The sequence below is a fragment of the Francisella sp. Scap27 genome (assembly GCF_013394105.1).
GTDB classification, from domain to species: Bacteria; Pseudomonadota; Gammaproteobacteria; order Francisellales; family Francisellaceae; genus Francisella; species Francisella adeliensis.
The window spans coordinates 1,123,649-1,146,145 of record NZ_CP041326.1 but is presented as its reverse complement, the minus strand read 5'-3'; the positions used below and the strand labels follow the sequence as shown (position 1 = coordinate 1,146,145).

Sequence of the window (22,497 nt, the reverse complement as noted above, 5' to 3'; positions counted from 1 at the left end):
TGATAAATGGCAAATGAAGTTTGTTTTCGTACAATGCATTTAGATAAGCCATATAGTTTAGAGGCTTATTTATCTGTAGGTGGATATTCTTATTGGAATAAAATTATATCTGAAAAAATTTCACCAGAAATAATAATAGATGAGCTAAAAAAGTCTGGCCTCAGAGGTCGTGGTGGTGCTGGTTTCCCAACAGGTTTGAAATGGAGCTTTATGCCTCGTAGTATGCCTGGTCAAAAGTATGTGGTTTGTAACTCAGATGAGGGTGAGCCTGGTACTTGTAAAGATAGGGAGATTTTACGCAATAATCCCCATCAGCTTATAGAGGGTATGGCTATAGCAGGCTATGTGGTTGGAGCTACTAAAGGCTACAATTACACTCGTGGTGAGTTTTATGAGCCGATTGAAAGGTTTGAGGATGCTTTGAGAGAAGCTTATTCGGCCGGTCTTTTAGGAGAAAACATTAAATCTTCAGGAATTTCTTTTGATTTGTATTCTGTTATAGGTGCAGGTGCTTATATATGTGGTGAAGAGACGGCTCTTTTAGAATCGTTGGAAGGTAAAAAAGGTCGCCCAAGATTCAAACCGCCATTTCCTGCGTTTGTGGGATTATATGGTAAGCCAACAAATATCAACAATACAGAGACATTTGCTTCTGTGCCGGCTATTTTACAGCATGGTGGAGAGTGGTTTAGCAAGCTTGGAACAGAGAAAAGTGGAGGAACGAAGCTTTTTTGTATCTCAGGTCATGTAGTGAATCAACGCGTGATGGAGATAAGCCTAGGAACCCCATTTACTGAGGTTCTGGAAATGTGTGGTGGCGTGCGTAATGGTAATAAAATTAAAGCAGTAATTCCTGGAGGAAGTTCATCAAAAATCTTAACAGGTGAAGAAATGTTGGGTGTTACGATGGATTATGAATCTATAGGTTCTGCTGGTTCGATGCTTGGATCAGGTGCTGTAGTAGTGCTAGATGAAACTGTTTGTATGGTAAAAACACTTGCCAGATTAGCTGAGTTTTATTATGAAGAGTCGTGTGGGCAGTGTACACCGTGCCGAGAAGGCACTGGTTGGTTAGCTCGCGCGCTTCATCGTATAATTGACGGTGATGGTGAGTTAGAAGATATTGATACTCTTACGCGGGTAGCAACGAATATCGAGGGTAACACTATTTGTGGGCTAGGCGATGCAGCAGCATGGCCAGTACAAAGTTATATTCAAAAGTTTAGACATGAGTTTGAGTATATGATTGAGAATAGTGGTAAAAGTATAGTGGATCAATAGTTGATTGGAGTAGGTTTCAGTGTCAGACAATAAAGAATCCAAAAAAATAAATATCGAGATTGATGGTAAAAGCTTTGAAGCTGAGCCTAATCAATCAATAATTCAAATAGCAGATGCAAACGGTATCTACATACCTAGATTTTGCTATCATAAAAAGCTATCTGTAGCAGCAAACTGCCGTATGTGTTTGGTGGATGTTGAGGGTGCAAGGCGTGCATCGCCTGCATGTGCTACTCCAGTAATGGAGGGCATGAAGGTTAAGACTCGCTCAGAAACTGCTTTACAGATGCAAAAAGATGTGATGGAGTTTTTGCTTATAAACCATCCGCTTGATTGTCCAATATGTGATCAAGGTGGTGAGTGTGAGCTACAAGATATAGCGATGGGTTACGGTAAAACGACATCTGACTATAAAGAGTCCAAAAGAGCAGTTCCAGATCCAGGTCTAGGTTCTCTTATTGCTACAGACATGACAAGATGTATATTATGTACTCGTTGTGTGCGTTTTGGTGAAGAAGTCGCTGGTGTAAAAGAGCTGGGTGTAATGGGTCGCGGAGATCACTCTGAAATTAGTACTTATATTGCTGGGGATATGGTTGACTCTGAAGTGTCTGGAAATGTTATTGATTTGTGTCCAGTCGGAGCACTCACTTCTAAGCCTTTTAGATTCAAAGCAAGACCTTGGGAATTAAAACAATTTCCCGCAACTTCAGGTGGAGATGCTTTAGCTGTAGATTTAGATGCTCATGTGTATCGAGATAAGTTGATCCGTGTAGTTCCAAGAGAAAGTGAAATTACTGGAACTTGGATCGCAGATAGAGATAGGTTTGAGTATGCTGGGCTATATAGCGAAGATAGAATCCAAAAACCAATGATTAAGAAATCAGGTGATTGGGTCGATGTATCTTGGGAAGAGGCTTTGGATTTTGTTAAAGTTGCTATCGAAAAAACTAAAGAGCAAGATGGAGCGGAGGCAATATCAGCTATAGTTTCTGAAACAGGTACTTCAGAAGAAATGTTTTTAATGAAAAAACTTTTAGCAAGTATCGGTTCAACCAATATTGATGCTAGAGTTAGACAAAATGCAGATACTTCAGGTGTAAGTTCCGGTAAAGGTTTAAACTGCTCATTAGAAGATATTGAAAATAGTGATTATATTTTGGTATTTGGTTCTAACATAAGAAAAGAATACCCTCTAGTTAATGTGGCAATTAAAAATGCTGTAGATAATAATAAAGCTAGGGTGGCAGCATGGAATGTTTGCAACTACGACTTTAACTATGATGTTGATCAGATTGAGTATGCTGCAGATAATGTTACTTATATTGCACTATCTTTGTTAAAAGCTATTTTTGTGCGTTCAAATATAGCTTACGGTGAGTTAGATGAGCTTTTACGTAAAGTTGATCCAGTTGCTCAAGTAAGAGAGGTAGCTGATAGAATCATAGCAGCAGATAATCCAAAGATTTTTATAGGTCAAGACATTATTGGTAACTCTGCTTTTGAAACTGTGTTTGATATATTCTCTATTTTAGAGAAAGTGGCTAATATTAAAGGTGGCTTTTTAGCGACTAATGTAAACTCTATAGCTGCTGATAGGATTTTAAGTTCATCTAAATCAGACTTTAGTACTTATAAGTGCTTAAACTCTCAGACTAAAACGAAGCTTCTTTTGACTGCTCATACAGAGCTGGCGGCAGATAGTGTTTATGGTGAAGAGCAACTTAGAGAAGCAATGGATAGTATAGATGTTGTTGTATCTTTTACATCATTTGCAGATAAGTTCACAAAAGATACTTCGGATATAATAATACCAGTTTCGACTCATTATGAGACTCAAGGTAGTTTCATAGATATGTTTGGTAATGTTCGCAAATTTGATAAAGCTGTTAAGCCGTATGCTGAAAATAAGGAGTTATGGAGAATATTGCGTGTATTAGGTAATCTTTTAGGATTAGATGACTTTGATTATAATGCTATATCAGAAGTTACTGAAGATGCTTATCAAACAAGAGCGCGCGTAAGTCATAATCATATTACAAAGATATTAAATGCGAATCTAGATATTCAGAAAGAGATAGCTTTTGTTGTATCTAACCCAATGTATGATTCAACAAGTCTTCTTAGAAGATCTAAACCATTACAGCTTACAAAAGATGCTCAAAGGTTTAAGGGTGTTAGAATTTCTCAAGAGTTTGCTGATGAGCTGGGTTTAAAAAAGCAAACTGGTAAAATCAAAGTTTATAACATAGACAATGATATTGAGCTTGATGTAACTGTTGACGAGTCTCTTCAAGCAAAGAACTTTTTAATACCACGTAAGTTGGTTAAAGATATATTATTTGCCGATAACACGACTTTTAAACTTTTAGAAGGAGGAGAATAATATGCTGACATATATTCTTTGGATAGCTCTTTATTCTTTGCTTATTATAATTCCTTTGATTTTAGTTGTTGCCTATTACACATATGCTGAACGAAAAGTGATTGGTTATATGCAGGACCGCTTAGGCCCAAATAGAGTAGGTGCTTTTGGTTTGTTGCAGCCAATTATGGATGCTTTAAAGCTTTTTTTGAAAGAGATAATCATACCGACAAATTCAAATAGATACTTGTTTTTTATAGCTCCAATATTAGCATTTGCTCCTGCTTATGCTGCTTGGGCTGTAATACCATTTGCACCAGGAGTTGTACTTTCAGATATGAATTTGGGTTTGCTTTATATCTTGGCGATGACATCTTTTTCTATATATGGAATTGTAATTGCTGGTTGGGCATCAAATAGTAAATACTCTCTTTTCGGTGCTTTAAGAGCAGGGGCTCAAGTTATATCTTATGAGTTAGCAATGGGTTTCGCAGTTGTAGGTGTTGTTATAGCTTCAGGTTCTATGGGAATCACTGGAATTATTGATTCACAAAGTGGCGGAATTTGGCACTGGTTCTTTATACCGTTATTCCCTTTATTTATCGTTTACTTCATATCAGGCTTAGCTGAGACAAACCGTGCGCCATTTGATGTGGTGGAAGGTGAGTCTGAGATTGTCGCAGGACATCATATTGAGTATACAGGATCGAGATTTGCATTATTCTTCTTGGCAGAGTATGCAAATATGATTTTGATAAGTATTTTGACAGCAATTATGTTTTTGGGAGGTTGGCATTCACCGTTTGAAGCCACTCCTTTACAAAGCCTGTTTGACTGGGTTCCAGGAACAGTGTGGTTGTTTGGCAAAACAGGTATATTTATGTTTATGTTTTTATGGATAAGAGCTACTTACCCAAGATACAGATATGACCAAATTATGCGTTTAGGTTGGAAAATATTTATACCACTTACATTTGTATGGGTTGTTGTCGTTGCCTGCATGGTAAGATTTGGTCTAGGACCTTGGTGGTAAGAGGAAGATATGATGGAAAATATTAAGAATTTTTTTAAAACCTTTCTTTTATGGGAGCTATTAAAAGGCTTAACTGTAACAGGAAAGCATTTTTTCACGAGAAAAGTTACGGTGCAATATCCAGATGAGAAAACACCTATTTCAAATAGATTTAGAGGGCTTCATGCTCTTAGACGCTATGAGAATGGTGAAGAAAGATGTATTGCGTGTAAACTATGCGAGGTAGTATGTCCAGCGTTAGCGATTACTATCGAATCAACAGAGAGAGAAGATGGTTCAAGAAGAACATCTAGCTATGAGATAGATTTGTTTAAGTGTATTTTCTGTGGCTTTTGTGAAGAATCTTGCCCAGTTGACTCTATTGTTGAAACTGATATTTTAGAGTACCACTTTGAAGAGCGTGGTGAAAATATTATGACTAAAGCAAAATTGCTAGCAGTAGGTGATAAGTATGAACCTCAAATAGCAGCAGCAAGATTGCAAGATAAGGATTTTAGGTAGTAGTATGGCAGTTACAGATATTTTATTTTATATTTTTGCATCACTAGCTATTATATCTGCATTAGTGTTAGTGTTAAGTGGTAATCCGGTTAACTCAGTAATTGCAATGATATTCACATTCGTGCTTACGGCAGGTGTTTGGATTATATTTCAACAAGTGTATTTAGCATTACTACTAATTGTAGTTTATGTTGGCGCTGTGCTTGTAATGTTTTTGTTTGTGGTCTTTATGCTTGATTTGCATACTGAAAAGCAAGGTAGAGTTGGTAGGTTTTTTTATGCTTTAGCAGCTGTTATTGTTTGTGCTATCTTTGCGACAATTATCAGTTATGCAGTGACTCATGTATTTGCAGGAAATCAAATGCAAGGAGGCGTTGGAGGACTTAAAGTTATTGGCTCAGCGATGTTTGATAACAGTAATCTATATGTATTTGAGTTGGTTGATTTTATTCTTGTGACAGCAATGACAGCAGCAATTACTCTTACGCTAAGAGCTAAGCGAAAAGAAAATAAAACAGTTGATCCTGCTAAGCAAGTTAAAGTGCGAGCTAAAGATCGTCTGAGAATGGTTAAGATACCTAATGGAGGTGTTTCAGATGAATAGTATTTCGGTATCAGTTACTCATGGGCTGATTTTTAGTACGATTTTATTCGTGATAAGTGTTGCTGGGATTATCATTAATAGAAGAAATATCCTGATATTATTGATGTCTATAGAATTAATGCTTCTTGCTGTAAATACTAATTTTTTGATATTTGCAAACATGCATCAGCAGCCAATGGGTGGAGTTTTCGTATTTTTCATTATGGCAGTAGCAGCTGCTGAAACAGCAATTGGCTTGGCTATAGTTGTAGCGATATTTAGAAAACGCAAAACTATTGATCTAAGTAAACTTAATACACTAAGGGGTTAGGTAGATGATAATAAATAATCAAATCGCTGCCGGACTAATAGCTACTATAATTTTAGCACCAGCTTTAGGTGCGATTATAGCTGGATTTTTTGGTAAAAAAGTTAAAAGTGAAGGGGTTAGCTTTTTTACGATACTGCTTTGTGGCTTGTCATTTGTATTAAGTGTTGTATTAGCTTATGGTGTATTTCATGGTGATGTTTATAGTGTAACTTACTATCAGTGGGCACCTATTTCTAATATGTTCTCATTTGATGTTGGCTTTACTGTAAACCGTATTACTGTCTATATGATGCTAATAGTTACGTTTGTTGCAACTTTAGTGCACGTATATTCTATAGGTTATATGAAAGGTGAAGATGGTTATGGTCGTTTCTTTGCTTATATATCAGGCTTTACTTTTGCAATGCTTTGTTTAGTTATGGGTAATAATTTCTTACTACTTTTCTTTGGTTGGGAAGGTGTAGGTTTGTTTTCTTATTTACTAATTGGTTTTTACTTTACGAGAGAAAAAGCAATAGTAGCTGGTCTAAGAGCATTTTTAGTTAACAGAATAGGTGATTTAGGTTTCTTGTTAGGTATTGGAGCTGTGATTCTATACACAGGTTCAGTTGACTATACAACAGTGTTTGCTTCATTATCGAGTATTGATAATACTCAAACAATACATTTCTTAGGAATGAGCTTTAGCCCTGTAACCCTAATGTGTGTACTACTCTTTGTTGGTGCTATGGGTAAATCTGCTCAGTTTCCACTACATTCATGGCTTGAAGGATCTATGGAAGGCCCTACACCTATATCTGCATTAATACATGCTGCAACAATGGTTACCGCTGGTGTGTTTATGGTGGCGAGATTATCTCCAATGTTTGTGATGTCTCCTGCAGCGTTAAGCTTTGTGCTTATAATAGGTGCTATTACTTGTTTGTTTATGGGGCTAATAGCTATAGTTCAAACAGACATCAAGCGAGTGATTGCTTATTGTACGCTTTCTCAGCTTGGTTACATGATGGTTGCTCAAGGAGCTGGTGCATTTTCTATTGGAATGTTCCATTTGATGACTCACGCAATGTTTAAAGCATTGTTATTCTTAGCAGCTGGTTCTGTGATTGTAGCTATGCATCATGAGCAAGATATTCGCAGAATGGGCGGTCTTAAAAAATACATGCCAATAACGTATTTATGTATGTTTATTGGTTGTTGGGCTTTAGCAGCATTACCTCCATTCTCAGGTTTCTTCTCGAAAGATTTAATAATAGAAGCTGCACAAAATACGACTGTATATGGTCATCAGTTTGCATACTATATGGTACTTGCATGTGCTTTTGTAACTTCTTTCTATATTTTTAGAATGTTTTTTGTTGTTTTCCATGGCAAAGAAAGAATGTCTGATGAAGAAAAATCTCATATTAAAGAGTCGCCAATCTCAATAATTATACCGTTGATACTTTTAGCTGTTCCATCAGCTTATATTGGACAGTATTTCTTTAGTAGTATACTTTCTCAAAGTAATGGTTTATTTGGTGATACTATTACTTCATATGCTCAAGCAGGATTACATGGTATGTCTGTGACAGCTCACTTAGCTGCAGAGCCCGCAATGACGAGTACGCTTTCGTATATAAAACACTCGGTGCATACTTTACCTTTCTGGTTAGCTCTAGGTGCTATGGTATTATCGTATGTGCTTTATGTTTGGTTACCAAGTATACCAAAAGCACTAGCAAAGAAAGGTTCAGGTATTGGTATTATCTACCATATATTGGTTAAGAAATATTTTATAGATACCCTTTATGATGTTGTTTTTGTGAGAATTTTCTTATTTGTTAGTACATTCTTATGGAAAGCTATAGACATATTTATAATTGACAAAACAGTAGTGCACGGTACTTCTAATTTAATTTACCAGACAGGTGATAACTTTAGGAAAGTACAACGAGGCTATTTATTTGATTACGCATTTGTGATGATAGTAGGTGTGCTACTATTCATGATTTTGCTGATATTGGTTTAGGCGAGAGGATAATTTTATATTATGAATTTAGGTAGTTATTTATTAAGTTTAATAATCTGGATGCCAATAGTCGGTGGTTTTGTTGTTTTAGCAACCAGAACAAAAGAACAGCATGGTGATGCAGCTAGATGGGTAGCATTAGTATTTAGTGTTCTTACTGTAGCATTATGTATTCCGCTAGTCACATCTTTTGATTCATCTAGTTCGGCAATGCAATTTAAAGAATCAATAGAGTGGTTTACAGTATTTGGCAAACATAGTGTTTATTATGGTCTTGGAGTTGATGGTTTCTCTGTATTATTTATAGTACTTACGTCATTTGCGACACTTGTGATTGTTCTTGCTGCATGGACCTCTATTACCGTTAAAGTTAGACAATACATGGCGATATTTCTAATCACTTGCGGTCTTACAAATGGAGTGTTTTGTGCGACTGACTCGATACTTTATTATGTTTTTTGGGAAGCTTTGCTTATCCCAACTTGTTTAGGTATCGGTATTTGGGGTGGTAAAAATAAAGCTTATGCTGCGACAAAATACTTTATGTATACATTTTTTGGTTCAGTATTTTTATTGGCGGCTATTTTATTTTTACAAACAAAGGTCGCCGCAACATCTCCAGCAGCACTAGTAAATATTGATACTTACTCAATACAAAACTTTATTGCTTGGGCAACACATTCAAGTACATTGGCAGACACAGTTAAATTTACACTTTCTGCACAATGGTTAATATTTGGTGCGTTCTTCTTAGCATTTGCAGTTAAGATTCCTATGTGGCCATTTCATTCATGGTTACCAGACGCTCACTCAGAGGCTCCAGCTGGAGGTTCAGTGATTCTAGCAGCACTTATGCTAAAGCTTGGGGCTTACGGTTTCTTGAGATTTGCAATTCCGATGCTACCAGAGGTTACAGCGTCACTTGAATATGTACTTATTACGATGTCATTAATTGCGATAGTATATGTTGGTGTAGTTGCAGTAGCACAGACTGATGTCAAAAGACTTATTGCATATTCATCTATTTCGCATATGGGATTAGTAACTTTAGGCTTATTCTCAATCTTTATATTAAAAAATGCTGACCCTGTTTTAGGCACAACTCATGCACAAATGGCTCTTCAAGGAGCAGTGTTTCAGATGATTGCACATGCGTTTTCATCTGGTGGTATGTTTATAGGTATAGGTTTCTTATATTTAAGAATGAATACTCGTGAAATAGCTGATTTTTCAGGTGTAGCGAAGACAATGCCAATTTTTGCAGCATTTTTCTTACTATTCTGTATGGCCAATGTTGGTTTACCAGGTACAAGTGGTTTTGTTGGTGAGTTTATGATCTTATTGGCAGTTTTTCAGTACTCGCCATTAATTGCTTTAATAGCTGGATTAACTTTAGTTATAGCACCAATTTATACGCTATGGATGTATAAAAGAGTCTTCTTTGGAGAGGTAACTTCTAGTAAAGTCTCTTCACTAACGGATTTAAATAAAATGGAATTATTAGTATTTATGATACTAGCGGTGCCAACATTAGTGTTTGGTCTTTATCCTGAGCCGATTTTGCAGCTTTCATCAGCAGCTTCGGCACATATTGTTGGTTTATCTCTATAGGATGGTGTTTTAGATTATGAGTTTATCAATTCTTTATATTTTACCGGAAATACTACTAGCTATAGGCGTTATAGTTATAATGTTTTCTGGATTGTTTTTGCAAGGAAAGATTAGAAATATTAACTATATTTTCTTTCAATTATTTGTGGTGCTTGCACTGGTTGCGACCTTTGCTAAGGATTATTTTTTACAAAATAGTGGTTCAGTATTTGAAGGGCAAGTGGTATTTAGTGGGTTTGCGTATACACTACAGTTAGTGATACTTGTACTATCATTGTTTGTGGCTCTATATTCAAGAGAATATGTGAAAGATAGAAAAATATCTGATGGCGATTTTTATACATTGCTGATGCTTTGCGTATTGGGTGCTATGGTTCTTACAGCGGCTCACAGTTTGATAACGATTTATATTGGTTTAGAGCTTTTATCATTACCAATGTATGCCTTGATAGCTATACATAGAGACTCTAGTAAAGGTCTTGAAGCTTCTATTAAGTATTTTGTATTAGGAGCAATTGCCTCAGCATTATTATTATTTGGTATGTCATTTGTTTATGGAATAACTGGCGAGCTTGATATTACAGATATTGCGAAGTATTTATCTACACATAGCTTTGCAACTATAGAGCATAAGTTCTTGCTAATATGTTTGGTAATGATGTGTGCTACATTCTTATTTAAGTTAGGTGCAGCACCTTTTAATATGTGGCTACCTGATGTATATGAAGGAGCTCCAAATGCTGTAGCGAACATTGTTGCAACCATTCCAAAAGTTGCAGCTTTTGCAATGCTTGTTAATATACTTTTTGTAGGTTTTCCTTCACTTAAAGATTCCTGGATTTATTTGTTCAGAGTTATTGGTATCATGTCAATATTCTTTGGTAGTTTAGTTGCATTGTCGCAAACAAATATCAAAAGACTTCTAGGTTATTCAACTGTATCACAAGTTGGTTTTGTTCTTTTAGCAACAACGCTACATCCACAAGAGTATGCTCTTACTACAGCTAGTTTTTACCTGATTGTTTATGTATTTACAGCGTTAGCAGCTTTTGGTGTACTTACAGCAATAAGTGTTGGCGGCTATGAAGTACAAGATTTAAAAGACTTAAAGGGGTTTAATAGTAAAAACCCATGGTTAGCATTTATACTGCTTATAGTACTGTTCTCAATGGCTGGCATACCTCCATTTGGTGGTTTTATTGCAAAGCTATTTGTAGTGATGGGTCTAATCAATGATACTAACTACACTCTAGCTTGTTTTGTATTGTTTATGGCAGTTATAGCATCTTTCTACTATGTAAGAGTTATAAGAACAATGTATTTTGATGAGCCTGAAAATGATGAAACTGTAAATCCTCCTCTTACATCATTAATTGCTTTAAGTGTAAACGGTTTAGTACTTTTGTTTTTAGGTATAATGCCAATGATTCTAATCGGAGTCCTTTCTCAAGTTACTAATGTAATCTAAATCTTTTAGACTGATTACCCCTCTAAATTAATACTCTTTGTTATAACTCAATACTGTTTAATAGATTGATAAAAAACTTACTATAAGATAAGATTTAAAGCAGTTCTTATAGATTATGGATTATTATTTTGGTTAGTAATTTAAATGAAGGAATTGATCTCTTCATTCACTCTTCAAATTACATATTGTTAGCTGCTGGATTAATTCTTTTCTCTGCGATAGTCTCGCAGTATTTATCCTGGAGGCTTAAACTTCCATCGATATTGTTTCTTATCTTATCAGGTATTATACTTGGGCCATTATCAGAGGTTGTTTTACCTGATGGCTTAAAATTAGTTGACGGTGGAATAATATTTGGGCAAGCGTTATCACCTTTTGTTTCTATATGTGTCGCGATAATTTTATTTGAAGGCAGCTTGTCACTAAATTTTAAAAAGATAAAAAATGTTGGCATTGTGGTTATATTATTAACGACTCTAGGGCTTGCTTTAACGATAACTCTTACAGCATGGTTCTGTAATTCAGTTATTGGTTTAGATGGCCAACTTTCTTTATTAATAGGCGGGATAACCTGTGTTAGTGGGCCAACAGTTGTGCCACCTCTAATGAGAACAATTAGACCTAAAAGACATGTTGCAAATATTCTTAAGTGGGAAGCTATTATCGTTGACCCCGTAGGAGCATTAGTTGTAGTTTTTATGCTTACATGGTTTGTTATTGGCGATAATTTCGAAAGTGTAAATAACGGAGCTAGTCTTTTCTCTGTATATATAATATTTGTATGTGTTCTTGGGACAATGGCTGGTGTTATTTTTGGGTATCTTATAGGCCTTTGTTTCAGAAGGAACTACATTCCAGAGTACCTCAAAAGTTTCTTTGCTTTAGCAGTAATTGTTGTAGGTTTTATTATAGCTGATTCTGCTACTCATGGAGCAGGCCTTCTTATGGTAACAGTAGCAGGTCTTGTAATGGCTAATATGAAAGATATACAAATGTCTGATATTGTTTCATTCAAAGAAAACCTGAGTATAGTTATTATTTCTGTATTGTTTATTGTCCTTAGTGCTGAAATAGACTTTAGTTTGTTTAAAGATTACTGGTTTTCATTAATAGAGGTTTTTTTATTTTTACAATTTATCTTGAGACCATTAGTAGTATTTTTGTGTGCTTCATTTTCAAAAACATCTTTTGCTGAAAGATTTATTATGGGGATGGTATATCCGCGAGGAATAGTTGCAGCATCGGTAGCTGCATTAGTTGCAGTGAAAATCACAAAAGCACACCCGGAGCTTCATAGCGAAGCTAATACTCTAGTATTTTTTGTCTTTATGATAATTGTATTTACAGTCGTATTTCAAAGTATATTTGCTCCTGCAATATCTAAGATGCTAGGTGTTACAGAACCAGAAGGTAAAGGTTTTCTTATCGTCGGTGGTAATAAGTTTGCACGAGAACTCGCTGCAGTCTTTGTTAAAAATGATATCGAGGTTGTTATTACAGATTCATCTTGGAAGAATGTTCAGCAATGCCGTCAGTTGGGTCTGAACACTTATTATGGTAGTCCTGTATCCGCCCATGCTGATTGGAACATTAATTTAATTGGATTAGGGGCTATGCTTGGATTGTCTACTAGTGAATATATAAATGCTGTATCCGCTATGAAATATAAGCATGAGTTTGGTTCAAGAAGTGTATATGTGCTTAGAAATATCCAGCAAGAAAGTTATAAGGGTATAGGTTCCATGGAATCTAATTTAGCTACTCTTTTATTTGAGGTTGGTGTTGATTTTAATATGTTGATTGAAAAAATGAATGATGGTGCAAAAATTAGAAGCACTAATATTACGCCAAATTATACTTTGGAAAATTTCTTTGCGGATAATGAAAGTGCTATACCTCTTTTCACGATTGATAATGATGGTTATGCAGAGCCTTTTGTTGCTGGAAAGAAAATTAGGTTAGAGACATATGCTTTGGTGTCACTAAGAGAAGGGTTTAAAGATACAAATAAAGAGCAATTATGTCTAGATGTATAAGAGAATTTAACGGTAGAAAACCAAATATTAACATCACTGCATATATAGACGAGTCAGCTGCAGTTATAGGAGATGTAACTTTAGCAGAAGATTCCTCTGTATGGCCACAGGTTAGTGTGAGAGGTGATTTATTACCAATAATCATTGGCAAAGCTACTAATGTTCAAGACTGTAGCACTTTGCATACCACTGAGCACCCTAAGGGCTCTGGCAAGGGTTTTGCTCTAACAATAGGTGATAATGTAACTATAGGTCATGGAGTGATACTACATGGCTGTGACATTAAAGATAATACTATGATAGGTATGGGTTCTATAGTTCTAGATGGAGCTATAGTTGAGCCTTGGGCCTTTGTAGGAGCTGGAAGTTTAGTTCCTCCTGGTAAAGTACTTGAATCGGGTTTTATGTATATGGGTTCACCAGTAAAAAAGATTCGCCCAATCAAAGAAGAAGAAAAAACATTTATCATTGAGAATGCTAAAAATTATGTCAAAAATAAGAATAAATATAAAGCGGATAGCTAGTTACGGAATTTTAGTGACGATACTGATTTTTCTAAACGGATGTCAGACTTTAAGCTCAAGTAGTACGACTGAGATAAGGAAGTCGAAGAGATTTGATATGGCTACTTTAGAGGTTAAATTACGAAAATTAGATAAATGGACTGCTAGTGGCGTAATTGGTATTAGATATAATGGTAAAGCAGATTCTGCAAGTTATGTATACAGTCAAGATGGTAATGATTTTAGTATTAAGCTATATGGGCCTTTAGGTATTGGTAGTATTGAGATTAAAGGTAATAGTGACAAGGTATTATTTATTGATAATAAAGGTGAAGAAACGCAAGCAGATGATGTTAAAAGTCTTATGGTGCAACAGCTAGGCTGGTATGTTCCGGTTGAGGGGCTTAAAAGCTGGATAAAAGCGATACCTATGTCAGATAAAGATACTAACAGGCAGATTGATGATAATAATCTTACCGAGGTATTATTAGAGCGAGGCTGGGAAATAGACTATAGTGGTTATAAGCTATTTGATGGAGAATACCCTCTACCAACTAAAATAAAGATGACTAGAGATGGTTTGTATCTGAAGATTATAGTTAAATCATGGGCTATAGCTAAGTAAATGAATATAAAAACTATACAAAAACAAAGTATCTACAACAGTTATGCAAAAATTAATCTTTTTTTGCATGTTTTAAATAAACGTGATGATGGTTATCATAACCTGCAAACTTGGTTTACATTTATAGATTTAAAAGACCAGCTAACATTTGATTTCACTAGTTCTGATAAAGTTTCAATCACTAGCAACGTAGCAATATCCTCAAAAGAGGATAATCTTGTCTATAAAGCGATAAGGCTCTTTCAAGCAGAATACAATTTAGCTAGTGTAGGTGTGGATGTGTTTGTAGAGAAAAATATCCCAATGGGAGCAGGTCTTGGTGGAGGTAGCTCAAATGCAGCGACTACACTCATCGCAATGAGGGACTATTATAGGCCAAATCTTGCAAATGCAGACATGCTTCACTTAGGAGCTAAGCTTGGTGCTGATGTACCAATATTCTTATACGGTAGATCTGCATGGGCAGAGGGTATCGGAGATATATTACATGATAAAGATTTTAAAGAAGCTTATGCGCTATTGCTAAAACCTGATATTCATATAAGCACAAAAGAGTTCTTTACATCAAAAGAACTTGTAAAGCATACAACACTTTTATCAAGAGAAGCGTCACTTGATCGCACAACTATGAGTAATAGTTTTGAGCAAGTGTTTTATTCATTATATCCTGAATTTAGGGAGTATATAGCTTCGCTTGATAAAAACATTATAATGACCGGGACAGGATCGTGCTTTTATTTACTGTCTGATGATAAGACTTACCTTGAAGAAGTTGCTACAAAAATTGATAAATCTCTTGACAAATGGATGGTCAAGACATTAAACTATGTCTACTAACTTTTCAGTTAGATTTAGTTGGGCTATCGCCAAGCGGTAAGGCAACGGGTTTTGATCCCGTCATGCGCAGGTTCGAATCCTGCTAGCCCAGCCATCAAAAAATTGCCTCAATCAAGTTTCCCAGTTATAATATATCAAAATATAAATTAACGAGAGATTTTATGTACCAAGATGTCCTCTTAGATTTATCTGTTATATTTGTTTTAGTATTTGCACTATTTTTATTTAAGAATAAAAAAATAGCGTGGATATTTCTGGTTGTTGCCTATATCACACCTTTCATAAGAGAATACCTTAATTATGGTTTATATGAGCTACCAAAAGGATATTACTCGTATGTCTTAACAGAAAGTGTAATCTATTTGCTAGTGGCTATTTTTGGATTACTAAATACATTTAAATCAAGTAACTTAGAGCCTTGCAAGTCAGCTAATATCAATAAATTAACTCTTGGACTTGTTGGGTTTATTATTATATATGGTCTAATTAGTTTAATGTCGTATGACTTTATAGCTGTTAATATGCGAGGTTCAATTTTACTTACTAGCTTGATGACAGTACAAGATATTTTATTTGTGTATGGTCTAATTTTAGTTGGGTTAAATTATAGAGCGGGTTTGTTGTTTCTAGCCATAGGGCAGTTAATTCTTGTTTTACCAGTAATTTCCTTTATGTTGCAATATGGTGATGGCTATTACTTCTATTTTCAACAAACATTATATGTTGCGGTAAATATTATTATAGGAGCAGTTTTTGTAAGAAGTTATGCTAAGTCTTTGAAAATAAAACAATAAGCTGATTAAGGTCTTAGTTTAGTGTTTACCTGTAAGTTTGATATGAAGAGCGTTCGCATATATGTTAGAATATCTCTAATTTACTAAATAACTAAGGTTATTAAAATGGGCGATTATCACATTGGAACTTCAGGTCAAAAATGGACAGATGTAGAAAAGCAACAATGGTTAGCTGAGCAATCAAAAAAAAGATCTTATAAAGAAGAAGCTCTAAATAAAATATTAGCATTAAAAGATAAGTTTGATATTGAGATGTATGGCTCACTTGATTATTCAGTAGGCGAATATGGTTTATATGCAATAAAAACAAAAAATTGGGATAACTCAAAACCTAGTATATTAGTAACAGGTGGCGTGCATGGCTACGAGACTAGTGGTGTGCAAGGGGCAATAAGATTCGCTGAAACTAAAGCACTAGATTATGCAAAAGATTTTAATATAGTTATTTTACCATGTCTAAGCCCGTGGGGGTATGAGACTATTAATCGTTGGAACCCTGATGCTATTGACCCAAACAGATCATTCTTTTTAGAAAGTTATTGCAATGAAGCTACTTTAGCTATGCAGTATGTATTTTCTTTGGATATTGATTTTAAAATGCACATAGACCTGCATGAAACTACAGACACTGATGATAGTGAGTTTAGACCAGCTTTAGCAGCAAGAGAGGGTATTACAATAGGTGAGTGGACAGTACCAGATGGTTTTTATCTTGTTGCAAACCAAGATAAAGAATATCCAGAGTTCCAAAAACATATAGTAGATGCTGTATCAAAAATCACACATATAGCACCTAATGATCCTGATTCAAAAGTGTTAGGCGATGATACTATTGCTGATGGTTTTATGAAATGTGACTCAGCTAAAGAAAAATTGTGTATGTCATTTACTGATTCTGAATACACTACTACAACAGAAGTATACCCTGATAGTCCTAAAACAAATTCAGAAGAATGTACAATTGCTCAAGTTGAAGCTATCACATCTGGGCTAGATTATATTAAATCTAATACATAGGAGATAAGTATGTTAAGTGGTTTAGTTAATGTCGGTGATTTCTTAGTAAACCTGGTATTTGGGTTGTATGCTTTTATTTTGTTGATAAGGTTTTTCTTACAATGGGTTAAAGCAGATTTTTATAATCCAGTCTGTCAACTTGTAATGAAAGCTACAAATCCTATAGTGCTACTTTTTAGAAAAGTTGTGCCTGGTTTCTTAGGTTTAGATTGGGCATGTATAGTTGCAGCTTATTTTGTGTTTGTGATTCAAAATTTGATTTTATGTTTAATCAATGGGATAGGTTTCAATGAAATAGTTGTATTTGTGAAACCATTTTTAGATATTGTTTTTGCAATTATAAATATGTATGTGTATCTGATTTTAATTAGAGCTATCGCTAGTTGGTTCTCACAAGGAGGGTATAATCCAGTTCTTATGGTTATACATCAGCTTACAGAACCATTGTTAGCAAGAGCAAGAAATATCATAAAGCCTCGTTCAGGATTTGATTTTTCACCAATTTTAGTAATGATTGGTTTATTCTGCATTCAGATTTTCTTACAAAGTGTAATGGCTCAAATATTTGCCTAACAAGTAGTATTACTATACTTGTTTATACTCAGTCAAATTCTTCAAAAAATGAGACTATTAGTAATCACAACAATATACTTAAGGTTAGAGTAAAAGCCCTAGCAGAGATACTAAAGAGTTTATGAAGTTTTATACTCAATATTCATATTTTAAAATAAATAAGTATAGTTAAAGGAATGGTAGTTAGGTAAAAAAGACTCTTAATAGATATAGAAGAAGTTTCAACTTGTTTGAGTGATTTTTTGATTAGAAAATGAAGGAATAATTTTAACAAACCTTGTAAATCTATTTAATAAACAGTATAACCTCTCTATCATGAAAAACTTTCTTTCAATCTAAAATGCTCTTTAAAGGTATCAAAACAAAAAATATAATCTGTGCTGGTTTAGCAACTAGTACTGAATATTTCGATTTCACCCTTTTTTCACTGTGTATTATTTATATTTCACAAGCTTTCTTTCCAGATACTATGAGCTCAACTGAGCAGATAATTTCGACATTTGGGTTATTTGCAACAGGGTATGTTATGCGCCCTTTGGGAGGAATGTTTTTTGGAAACCTTGGTGATAAGATAGGCAGAAGAAAAATCCTTATAATAACAGTAGCTATGATGAGTATATCAATGCTTATTGTAACTCTTACCCCAAACTATACTAGTGGAGGAGTTTTATCTGTATTAATGATACTGTTTGCAAGGCTAATACAAGGTTTTTCTATCGGTGGTGAATACAATGGTGTTATAGCGACTCTAAGTGAACAGGCTGATCATACAAATAGGGCAAGTGTAACGTCTATGGGAACTTTCCTTGAAGGTAATGGTTGTTTATTTGCTGTTGTGATAATGGTTGTTTTAACTTCAGTATATACCGATAAACAAATGCATGATTTTGGTTGGAGAATTGCTTATGGAATAGGGGTTTGTTTTTCACTAGTAGCTTTAGTTGCTCAGTTTATTCAGGATGAGTCAAAGCATTTTGAAGAAGTAAAGGAGGCGGGTCAAATTCTTGAAACACCAATATTTGTAGTTATAAAACAATATACATATCAGATATTTATAGTTTTTTGTTTGGCAGGTTACTTAGGTGTTGCGTACTATATGATTATGGGCTTTATGCCAACATATATGGAGAAAGATTTATCATTAAACTACAACACAGTTATGTGGTTAATCGCTATAGCATCATTTTGCTATGCGTGGGCAGCCCCTTTTTGGGGACGTCTTGCTGATAAAATTGGACGTAAGCCAGTACTACTTACAAATGCAGGATTGATTGCAATATTGGTGTACCCAACATTTATGACATTGACTACGGGTAATATCGTATTGATGGGGGTAGCATTATCACTACTAATGGTTTTAATATCCGGAGCTACGGCAACTTTTGTTACGCTTATCAATGAACTGTTTCCAACTAATGTACGTTTTAGTGGTGTAGCAACAGGCTATAATATTAGTAATGCAATATTCGGTGGTACAACGCCTCTAGTGGCTAGCTTGTTTATTTTTATGTTTGGCGCATTCGGTGCTAGTTACTATCTGATAGTACTTACCATATTTTTATTTGTTCTGTTATGGAAAATGCCAGAGACTAAAGGTGTTGATTTTGCTAAGCAACATCAAGCCAATTAGTTATTAGGCTTTTAATATACTTACTAAAATGCAATATTTAAAATGATTTTTTTACTTCGAGTGGTTTTATTCTTCAGTTTAATTTTAAGCATTACATCATGTGATTCTCATCAAGATATTGAGTCCTTTAAATATGGGCAAAATATGATTTTAAATGGAACTGTTGCTTCATCACCAGTTAAAGAGGGTGCTCAATTAGAGTTTGATTTTTACACTTCAAAATATGGTAAGTTTTTACTAAGGGCAGATAAGAGTTATTCAAAATATATCATTCCAGCGAATAAGCTACAACTTATAACTAAAATTATTAAGCCTCATGAATTTGACAATGCGAATGCTTTCAATTATACAGAATTTTTGGAGCATAAGAGTATTGTCGCTGTAGGAAGAGTTGTTGCAGATTCAAAGATAGATTATTTCGGGACAGCTCTTAGCTATCTACCTAAAAGGCTTCATTATAATCTAGCAAATTATCTTGATAATATTTTAGCAAACTATAAAGTAAAACCAATGATGTTAGCTTTACTTATAGGTGAAAAAAGTTTTAGTGAGCAAGAGAAACAGCTTTTTATAGATTCAGGGACTTCACATTTGATGGTGATTTCAGGCTTACATATTGGATTGCTTGCATTGATAGCTTTTGTAATAGCTCGAATTTTATGGTCTTTATCTCCTCGTTTATGTCGTAAGATACCAGCGCAATATATAGCTGTTATATTTTCGATATTTACAGCATTCTTATATAGTTTAATAGCAGGTTTTAGCTTACCAACTCAACGAGCTGTAATTATGGTTCTGGTTGTGGGGATATTTTGGCTAGCTAAGAAGAGAGTGCCAATCACTCGCTCATTAGTTATAGCATTTATGATAATTATTTTCATGGATTGGCGAAGTGTCTATAGTAGTAGTTTATGGTTGAGTTTCTCAGCAGTATTCTTCTTGGTGATGACTGCGATAGCACTTCAGCAATATAAATCAAAACTAGTATTAAATTTCTCAGCACAGCTTTATTTAACAATATTTCTTATACCAATTTCGGTGTATTTCTTTGAAGGTTTTTCAATAGTATCATTTATCGCAAATTTAGTAGCAATACCTTTAGTGAGCTTACTTATAGTACCCTTATTGCTATTGAGTTTAGTATGTTCTTTTGTTGGTATAAGTATTTGGTTTTTGCCAGGTTTTTTATTAAATGCTTTAATGGGTTATTTAAACTTTTTGGTAAGCAATGTTGGTTTGATTGAATATTGGACTTATTTTTCATTCGCTAGCTTGATTATAGTATTGATAGGTATTTCGTTAGTAATATTACCATTAGGAAGGCCATTGAAATTATTAGGCTTGGCGTTGTGTCTGGTATTTTTTCAACAAGGTGAGAATGCTATAGATGAATATGATAGTTTTGATCTACATGTTTTTGATAGTCGCTATAACATCGTACTTATCCAAGATGATGATCAGAATCTACTTTATTTGCCTACAGAAGCTTTAACAGATAGTTATACCTTAGAAAATATCATACAAGGCTATCTTACGTATCATAATATTAAACAGGTAGATAATTTAGTAATATCTGGCAAAGCAAAAGAAAAGGTAAGTTTAGAGCTTTTAAAAAATATTGTCCCAATTGAAAGTGTTATCTCAAATATAGATTTTGCTAATCGAGATAAATCTTGTAGCTATGGTGAAAATTTCAGTTTAGGGAAATCAGAGCTTAGGTTTTCTGGACTAGAGAGTAGTTGTAATATTTCAATTATTTCACATAATAATGAAATTTTGGTTCTTAGTGATATGAAGAAATCTCAGCAATTGAAGTTTAAAGCGTTGTATATGAGAATGTTAAAGCCAAAGATACTCGTTTCAAGTTTAGACATATCTAAAGCTTTATTAGTTGGTTTAAAGCCTGATTACTATATTTATAATGGTAATAAATCTATGGGCAATAGATATTTTAAGATTTTAAAAGGCGAGGGTGTTAAAGTTCTTGATACATATAATAATGGATCAATATCTTTAAGATATAATGATACGGGACATATGTCATTAGAAAGTGAATTAAAAGAATATTAGCTTTTCAAAAAAACATTAAAGCTACAAAATACTATTTTTTCTTTTGTAGTTTTACTCCTGGATTTTCCTCTTTATTGTTTAGGTTTGTCATACCTTCATCATCACAGACCATTTGATTGGTTATATCCGTTTCTGTTTCTTCTTTCTCTGTTAAATTATTGCCTGCTGTATCAAAGTTGTCTTTTTTGAATTTTTTCCAATCACCATCATTCTCAAAAATATATTTACATGTTTCTTCAAAGAACTGGTCTAAATCTTTGATATCTGCCCAACTCAGATATTCTTGAAGTTCGTTATTAACACTTTCACTTATTTCTGAATGAAGAGAGACTTTGTTTTCTTTCTTTTTTTCATGCTTTGTAGTGCTTATGAGTGGCATACTAACTCCTTTTTTATAAATATTGTAATAATATTTTAACAAACTGAAAGTAACTATTCAAAATTAGGGGGGGTAGTTTTACAGAAAAAGTGTAGATGTTTCTGAGCAATAATTCTTATGTTTTATTAATATAAAACTTCTTCCATATGATGTAACCATAAATAGCATTTATCAAGGCAACAATTTTAGTAATAGCTACAGGAATTATAGCTATAGTGATAGCATCATCTATTACGCCATCTAACCATATAGTGATAGTTAGAACATCTACAATCAGCCACAAAATCCATAGTTCACGATATAGCAGTACAGTTAGTATAAATGCAACAATAGTTACTACTTCAGCTATTGAGTCAGCAAATAGCCCTATATCTTGACCAAAGTATAAATGTAAAACAAAGTATCCATAAACTGCTGCTATTAATGACATTGCAATTATCAGGCAGGCAAATTGAACTATAGACAGTTTTTTGACTCTTATCTCTTGTTTTTCAGTATTGTTCTCTGGTTTTCTCCAGTTGTACCAACCATATATTTGTACAGGTGCTAAAAATAACACCGCTAAAATTAGTTGGCCAAATACATTGTATTTGTACGATATAAACGCGTACATTACAGCACTTATAAAGCCAAAGACATAAGTTAATACTTTACCTTTTGCTGCAAGAATTAAGCTTATAATATTGAGTAAAGAAAATATCAAAATTAAAGCATTGCTTTGAGTTGCTAATCCAGCAAGTGTAGTAAAGGTGAGGCAAAAACATAACCATAAGATTTCTTTTTTGCTCCAACCGCTGATAGTGCTTTTTAATAAGTTCATTCTTTAGAAACTAAGTGATTTAGATTGTT

General features: G+C 34.3%; 20 protein-coding genes and 1 tRNA gene. 19 read left to right on the top strand and 2 right to left on the bottom strand.

Annotated elements, in window-relative coordinates; translation table 11 throughout:
• Positions 1–6: 6 nt before the first annotated feature.
• The 19 genes from nuoF to FLM55_RS05490 all read left to right on the top strand — a co-directional run bounded on the left by nuoF (position 7) and on the right by FLM55_RS05490 (position 21,269).
• The gene (nuoF, locus tag FLM55_RS05580; RefSeq protein WP_178948393.1) at positions 7–1,281 is read left to right on the top strand and encodes an NADH-quinone oxidoreductase subunit NuoF; all 1,275 of its coding nucleotides are present in this window, start codon (positions 7–9) and stop codon (positions 1,279–1,281) included.
• Between the two features lie 19 nt (positions 1,282–1,300).
• Entirely contained in the window at positions 1,301–3,667 is a 2,367-nt protein-coding gene (gene nuoG, locus FLM55_RS05575; RefSeq protein WP_178948392.1) for an NADH-quinone oxidoreductase subunit NuoG, read from the top strand.
• Between the two features lies 1 nt (position 3,668).
• Entirely contained in the window at positions 3,669–4,679 is a 1,011-nt protein-coding gene (nuoH, locus tag FLM55_RS05570; RefSeq protein ID WP_178948391.1) for an NADH-quinone oxidoreductase subunit NuoH, read from the top strand.
• 12 nt (positions 4,680–4,691) lie between these two features.
• On the top strand, positions 4,692–5,180 hold the full coding sequence (gene nuoI, locus FLM55_RS05565) for an NADH-quinone oxidoreductase subunit NuoI (protein WP_178949075.1): 489 nt from the start codon (positions 4,692–4,694) through the stop codon (positions 5,178–5,180).
• A gap of 4 nt (positions 5,181–5,184) precedes the next feature.
• Entirely contained in the window at positions 5,185–5,784 is a 600-nt protein-coding gene (locus FLM55_RS05560) for an NADH-quinone oxidoreductase subunit J (protein WP_178948390.1), read from the top strand.
• Positions 5,762–6,094 carry an NADH-quinone oxidoreductase subunit NuoK gene (nuoK, locus tag FLM55_RS05555; RefSeq protein WP_112869149.1) on the top strand — a complete coding sequence of 111 codons (333 nt, stop codon included), beginning with the start codon at positions 5,762–5,764 and terminating at the stop codon, positions 6,092–6,094. Before FLM55_RS05560 ends, nuoK begins: the two co-directional genes overlap by 23 nt.
• 4 nt (positions 6,095–6,098) lie before the next feature.
• Positions 6,099–8,105 (top strand): NADH-quinone oxidoreductase subunit L, encoded by a 2,007-nt coding sequence (gene nuoL, locus FLM55_RS05550; RefSeq protein ID WP_178948389.1) that lies wholly within the window; start codon positions 6,099–6,101, stop codon positions 8,103–8,105.
• Positions 8,106–8,126: 21 nt separating this feature from the next.
• Positions 8,127–9,716, top strand: a complete 1,590-nt coding sequence (locus FLM55_RS05545) for a NuoM family protein (RefSeq protein WP_178948388.1) — start codon at positions 8,127–8,129, stop codon at positions 9,714–9,716.
• Between the two features lie 16 nt (positions 9,717–9,732).
• Positions 9,733–11,184, top strand: a complete 1,452-nt coding sequence (locus FLM55_RS05540) for an NADH-quinone oxidoreductase subunit N (RefSeq protein ID WP_112869152.1) — start codon at positions 9,733–9,735, stop codon at positions 11,182–11,184.
• A 152-nt stretch (positions 11,185–11,336) separates the two neighbouring features.
• On the top strand, positions 11,337–13,220 hold the full coding sequence (locus FLM55_RS05535) for a sodium:proton antiporter (protein WP_178949074.1): 1,884 nt from the start codon (positions 11,337–11,339) through the stop codon (positions 13,218–13,220).
• Positions 13,205–13,744 (top strand): gamma carbonic anhydrase family protein, encoded by a 540-nt coding sequence (locus FLM55_RS05530; protein ID WP_178948387.1) that lies wholly within the window; start codon positions 13,205–13,207, stop codon positions 13,742–13,744. The genes FLM55_RS05535 and FLM55_RS05530 overlap by 16 nt, the downstream gene beginning before the upstream one ends.
• The gene (gene lolB / locus FLM55_RS05525; protein WP_178948386.1) at positions 13,695–14,348 is read left to right on the top strand and encodes a lipoprotein insertase outer membrane protein LolB; all 654 of its coding nucleotides are present in this window, start codon (positions 13,695–13,697) and stop codon (positions 14,346–14,348) included. The genes FLM55_RS05530 and lolB overlap by 50 nt, the downstream gene beginning before the upstream one ends.
• Positions 14,349–15,185: a 4-(cytidine 5'-diphospho)-2-C-methyl-D-erythritol kinase gene (ispE, locus tag FLM55_RS05520; RefSeq protein WP_178948385.1), complete on the top strand. Its 837-nt coding sequence runs from the start codon at positions 14,349–14,351 to the stop codon at positions 15,183–15,185.
• A gap of 19 nt (positions 15,186–15,204) precedes the next feature.
• A tRNA-Gln gene (locus FLM55_RS05515) sits at positions 15,205–15,279 on the top strand.
• A 67-nt stretch (positions 15,280–15,346) separates the two neighbouring features.
• Complete coding sequence (locus tag FLM55_RS05510; RefSeq protein ID WP_178948384.1) at positions 15,347–15,979, top strand: hypothetical protein; 633 nt, start codon at positions 15,347–15,349, stop codon at positions 15,977–15,979.
• Positions 15,980–16,084: 105 nt separating this feature from the next.
• Positions 16,085–16,996, top strand: coding sequence for a M14 family metallocarboxypeptidase (locus FLM55_RS05505; RefSeq protein ID WP_178948383.1), 912 nt, complete (start codon positions 16,085–16,087; stop codon positions 16,994–16,996).
• A gap of 9 nt (positions 16,997–17,005) precedes the next feature.
• The gene (locus FLM55_RS05500; protein WP_178948382.1) at positions 17,006–17,569 is read left to right on the top strand and encodes a YggT family protein; all 564 of its coding nucleotides are present in this window, start codon (positions 17,006–17,008) and stop codon (positions 17,567–17,569) included.
• A gap of 340 nt (positions 17,570–17,909) precedes the next feature.
• Positions 17,910–19,199, top strand: coding sequence for an MFS transporter (locus FLM55_RS05495; protein ID WP_178948381.1), 1,290 nt, complete (start codon positions 17,910–17,912; stop codon positions 19,197–19,199).
• 42 nt (positions 19,200–19,241) lie between these two features.
• Entirely contained in the window at positions 19,242–21,269 is a 2,028-nt protein-coding gene (locus FLM55_RS05490; protein ID WP_178948380.1) for a ComEC/Rec2 family competence protein, read from the top strand.
• A 31-nt stretch (positions 21,270–21,300) separates the two neighbouring features.
• Here FLM55_RS05490 and FLM55_RS05485 read toward each other — a convergent pair whose 3' ends face one another.
• A complete protein-coding gene (locus FLM55_RS05485; protein WP_178948379.1) occupies positions 21,301–21,648 on the bottom strand; it encodes a hypothetical protein in 348 nt (115 codons plus the stop codon).
• Positions 21,649–21,763: 115 nt separating this feature from the next.
• Positions 21,764–22,468 carry a nicotinamide riboside transporter PnuC gene (gene pnuC, locus FLM55_RS05480; RefSeq protein WP_178948378.1) on the bottom strand — a complete coding sequence of 235 codons (705 nt, stop codon included), beginning with the start codon at positions 22,466–22,468 and terminating at the stop codon, positions 21,764–21,766.
• Positions 22,469–22,497: the final 29 nt, after the last annotated feature.

Bases quoted from the DNA above. Each gene is read 5' to 3' on its own strand.
- nuoF (WP_178948393.1), top strand. From the start codon at position 7: ATGGCAAATGAAGTTTGTTTTCGTACAATGCATTTAGATAAGCCATAT.
- nuoH (WP_178948391.1), top strand. From the start codon at position 3,669: ATGCTGACATATATTCTTTGGATAGCTCTTTATTCTTTGCTTATTATA.
- nuoI (WP_178949075.1), top strand. From the start codon at position 4,692: ATGGAAAATATTAAGAATTTTTTTAAAACCTTTCTTTTATGGGAGCTA.
- FLM55_RS05560 (WP_178948390.1), top strand. From the start codon at position 5,185: ATGGCAGTTACAGATATTTTATTTTATATTTTTGCATCACTAGCTATT.
- nuoK (WP_112869149.1), top strand. From the start codon at position 5,762: ATGGAGGTGTTTCAGATGAATAGTATTTCGGTATCAGTTACTCATGGG.
- nuoL (WP_178948389.1), top strand. From the start codon at position 6,099: ATGATAATAAATAATCAAATCGCTGCCGGACTAATAGCTACTATAATT.
- FLM55_RS05545 (WP_178948388.1), top strand. From the start codon at position 8,127: ATGAATTTAGGTAGTTATTTATTAAGTTTAATAATCTGGATGCCAATA.
- FLM55_RS05540 (WP_112869152.1), top strand. From the start codon at position 9,733: ATGAGTTTATCAATTCTTTATATTTTACCGGAAATACTACTAGCTATA.
- FLM55_RS05530 (WP_178948387.1), top strand. From the start codon at position 13,205: ATGTCTAGATGTATAAGAGAATTTAACGGTAGAAAACCAAATATTAAC.
- lolB (WP_178948386.1), top strand. From the start codon at position 13,695: ATGCTAAAAATTATGTCAAAAATAAGAATAAATATAAAGCGGATAGCT.
- ispE (WP_178948385.1), top strand. From the start codon at position 14,349: ATGAATATAAAAACTATACAAAAACAAAGTATCTACAACAGTTATGCA.
- FLM55_RS05510 (WP_178948384.1), top strand. From the start codon at position 15,347: ATGTACCAAGATGTCCTCTTAGATTTATCTGTTATATTTGTTTTAGTA.
- FLM55_RS05505 (WP_178948383.1), top strand. From the start codon at position 16,085: ATGGGCGATTATCACATTGGAACTTCAGGTCAAAAATGGACAGATGTA.
- FLM55_RS05500 (WP_178948382.1), top strand. From the start codon at position 17,006: ATGTTAAGTGGTTTAGTTAATGTCGGTGATTTCTTAGTAAACCTGGTA.
- FLM55_RS05495 (WP_178948381.1), top strand. From the start codon at position 17,910: ATGCTCTTTAAAGGTATCAAAACAAAAAATATAATCTGTGCTGGTTTA.
- FLM55_RS05490 (WP_178948380.1), top strand. From the start codon at position 19,242: ATGATTTTTTTACTTCGAGTGGTTTTATTCTTCAGTTTAATTTTAAGC.
- FLM55_RS05485 (WP_178948379.1), bottom strand. From the start codon at position 21,648: ATGCCACTCATAAGCACTACAAAGCATGAAAAAAAGAAAGAAAACAAA.
- pnuC (WP_178948378.1), bottom strand. From the start codon at position 22,468: ATGAACTTATTAAAAAGCACTATCAGCGGTTGGAGCAAAAAAGAAATC.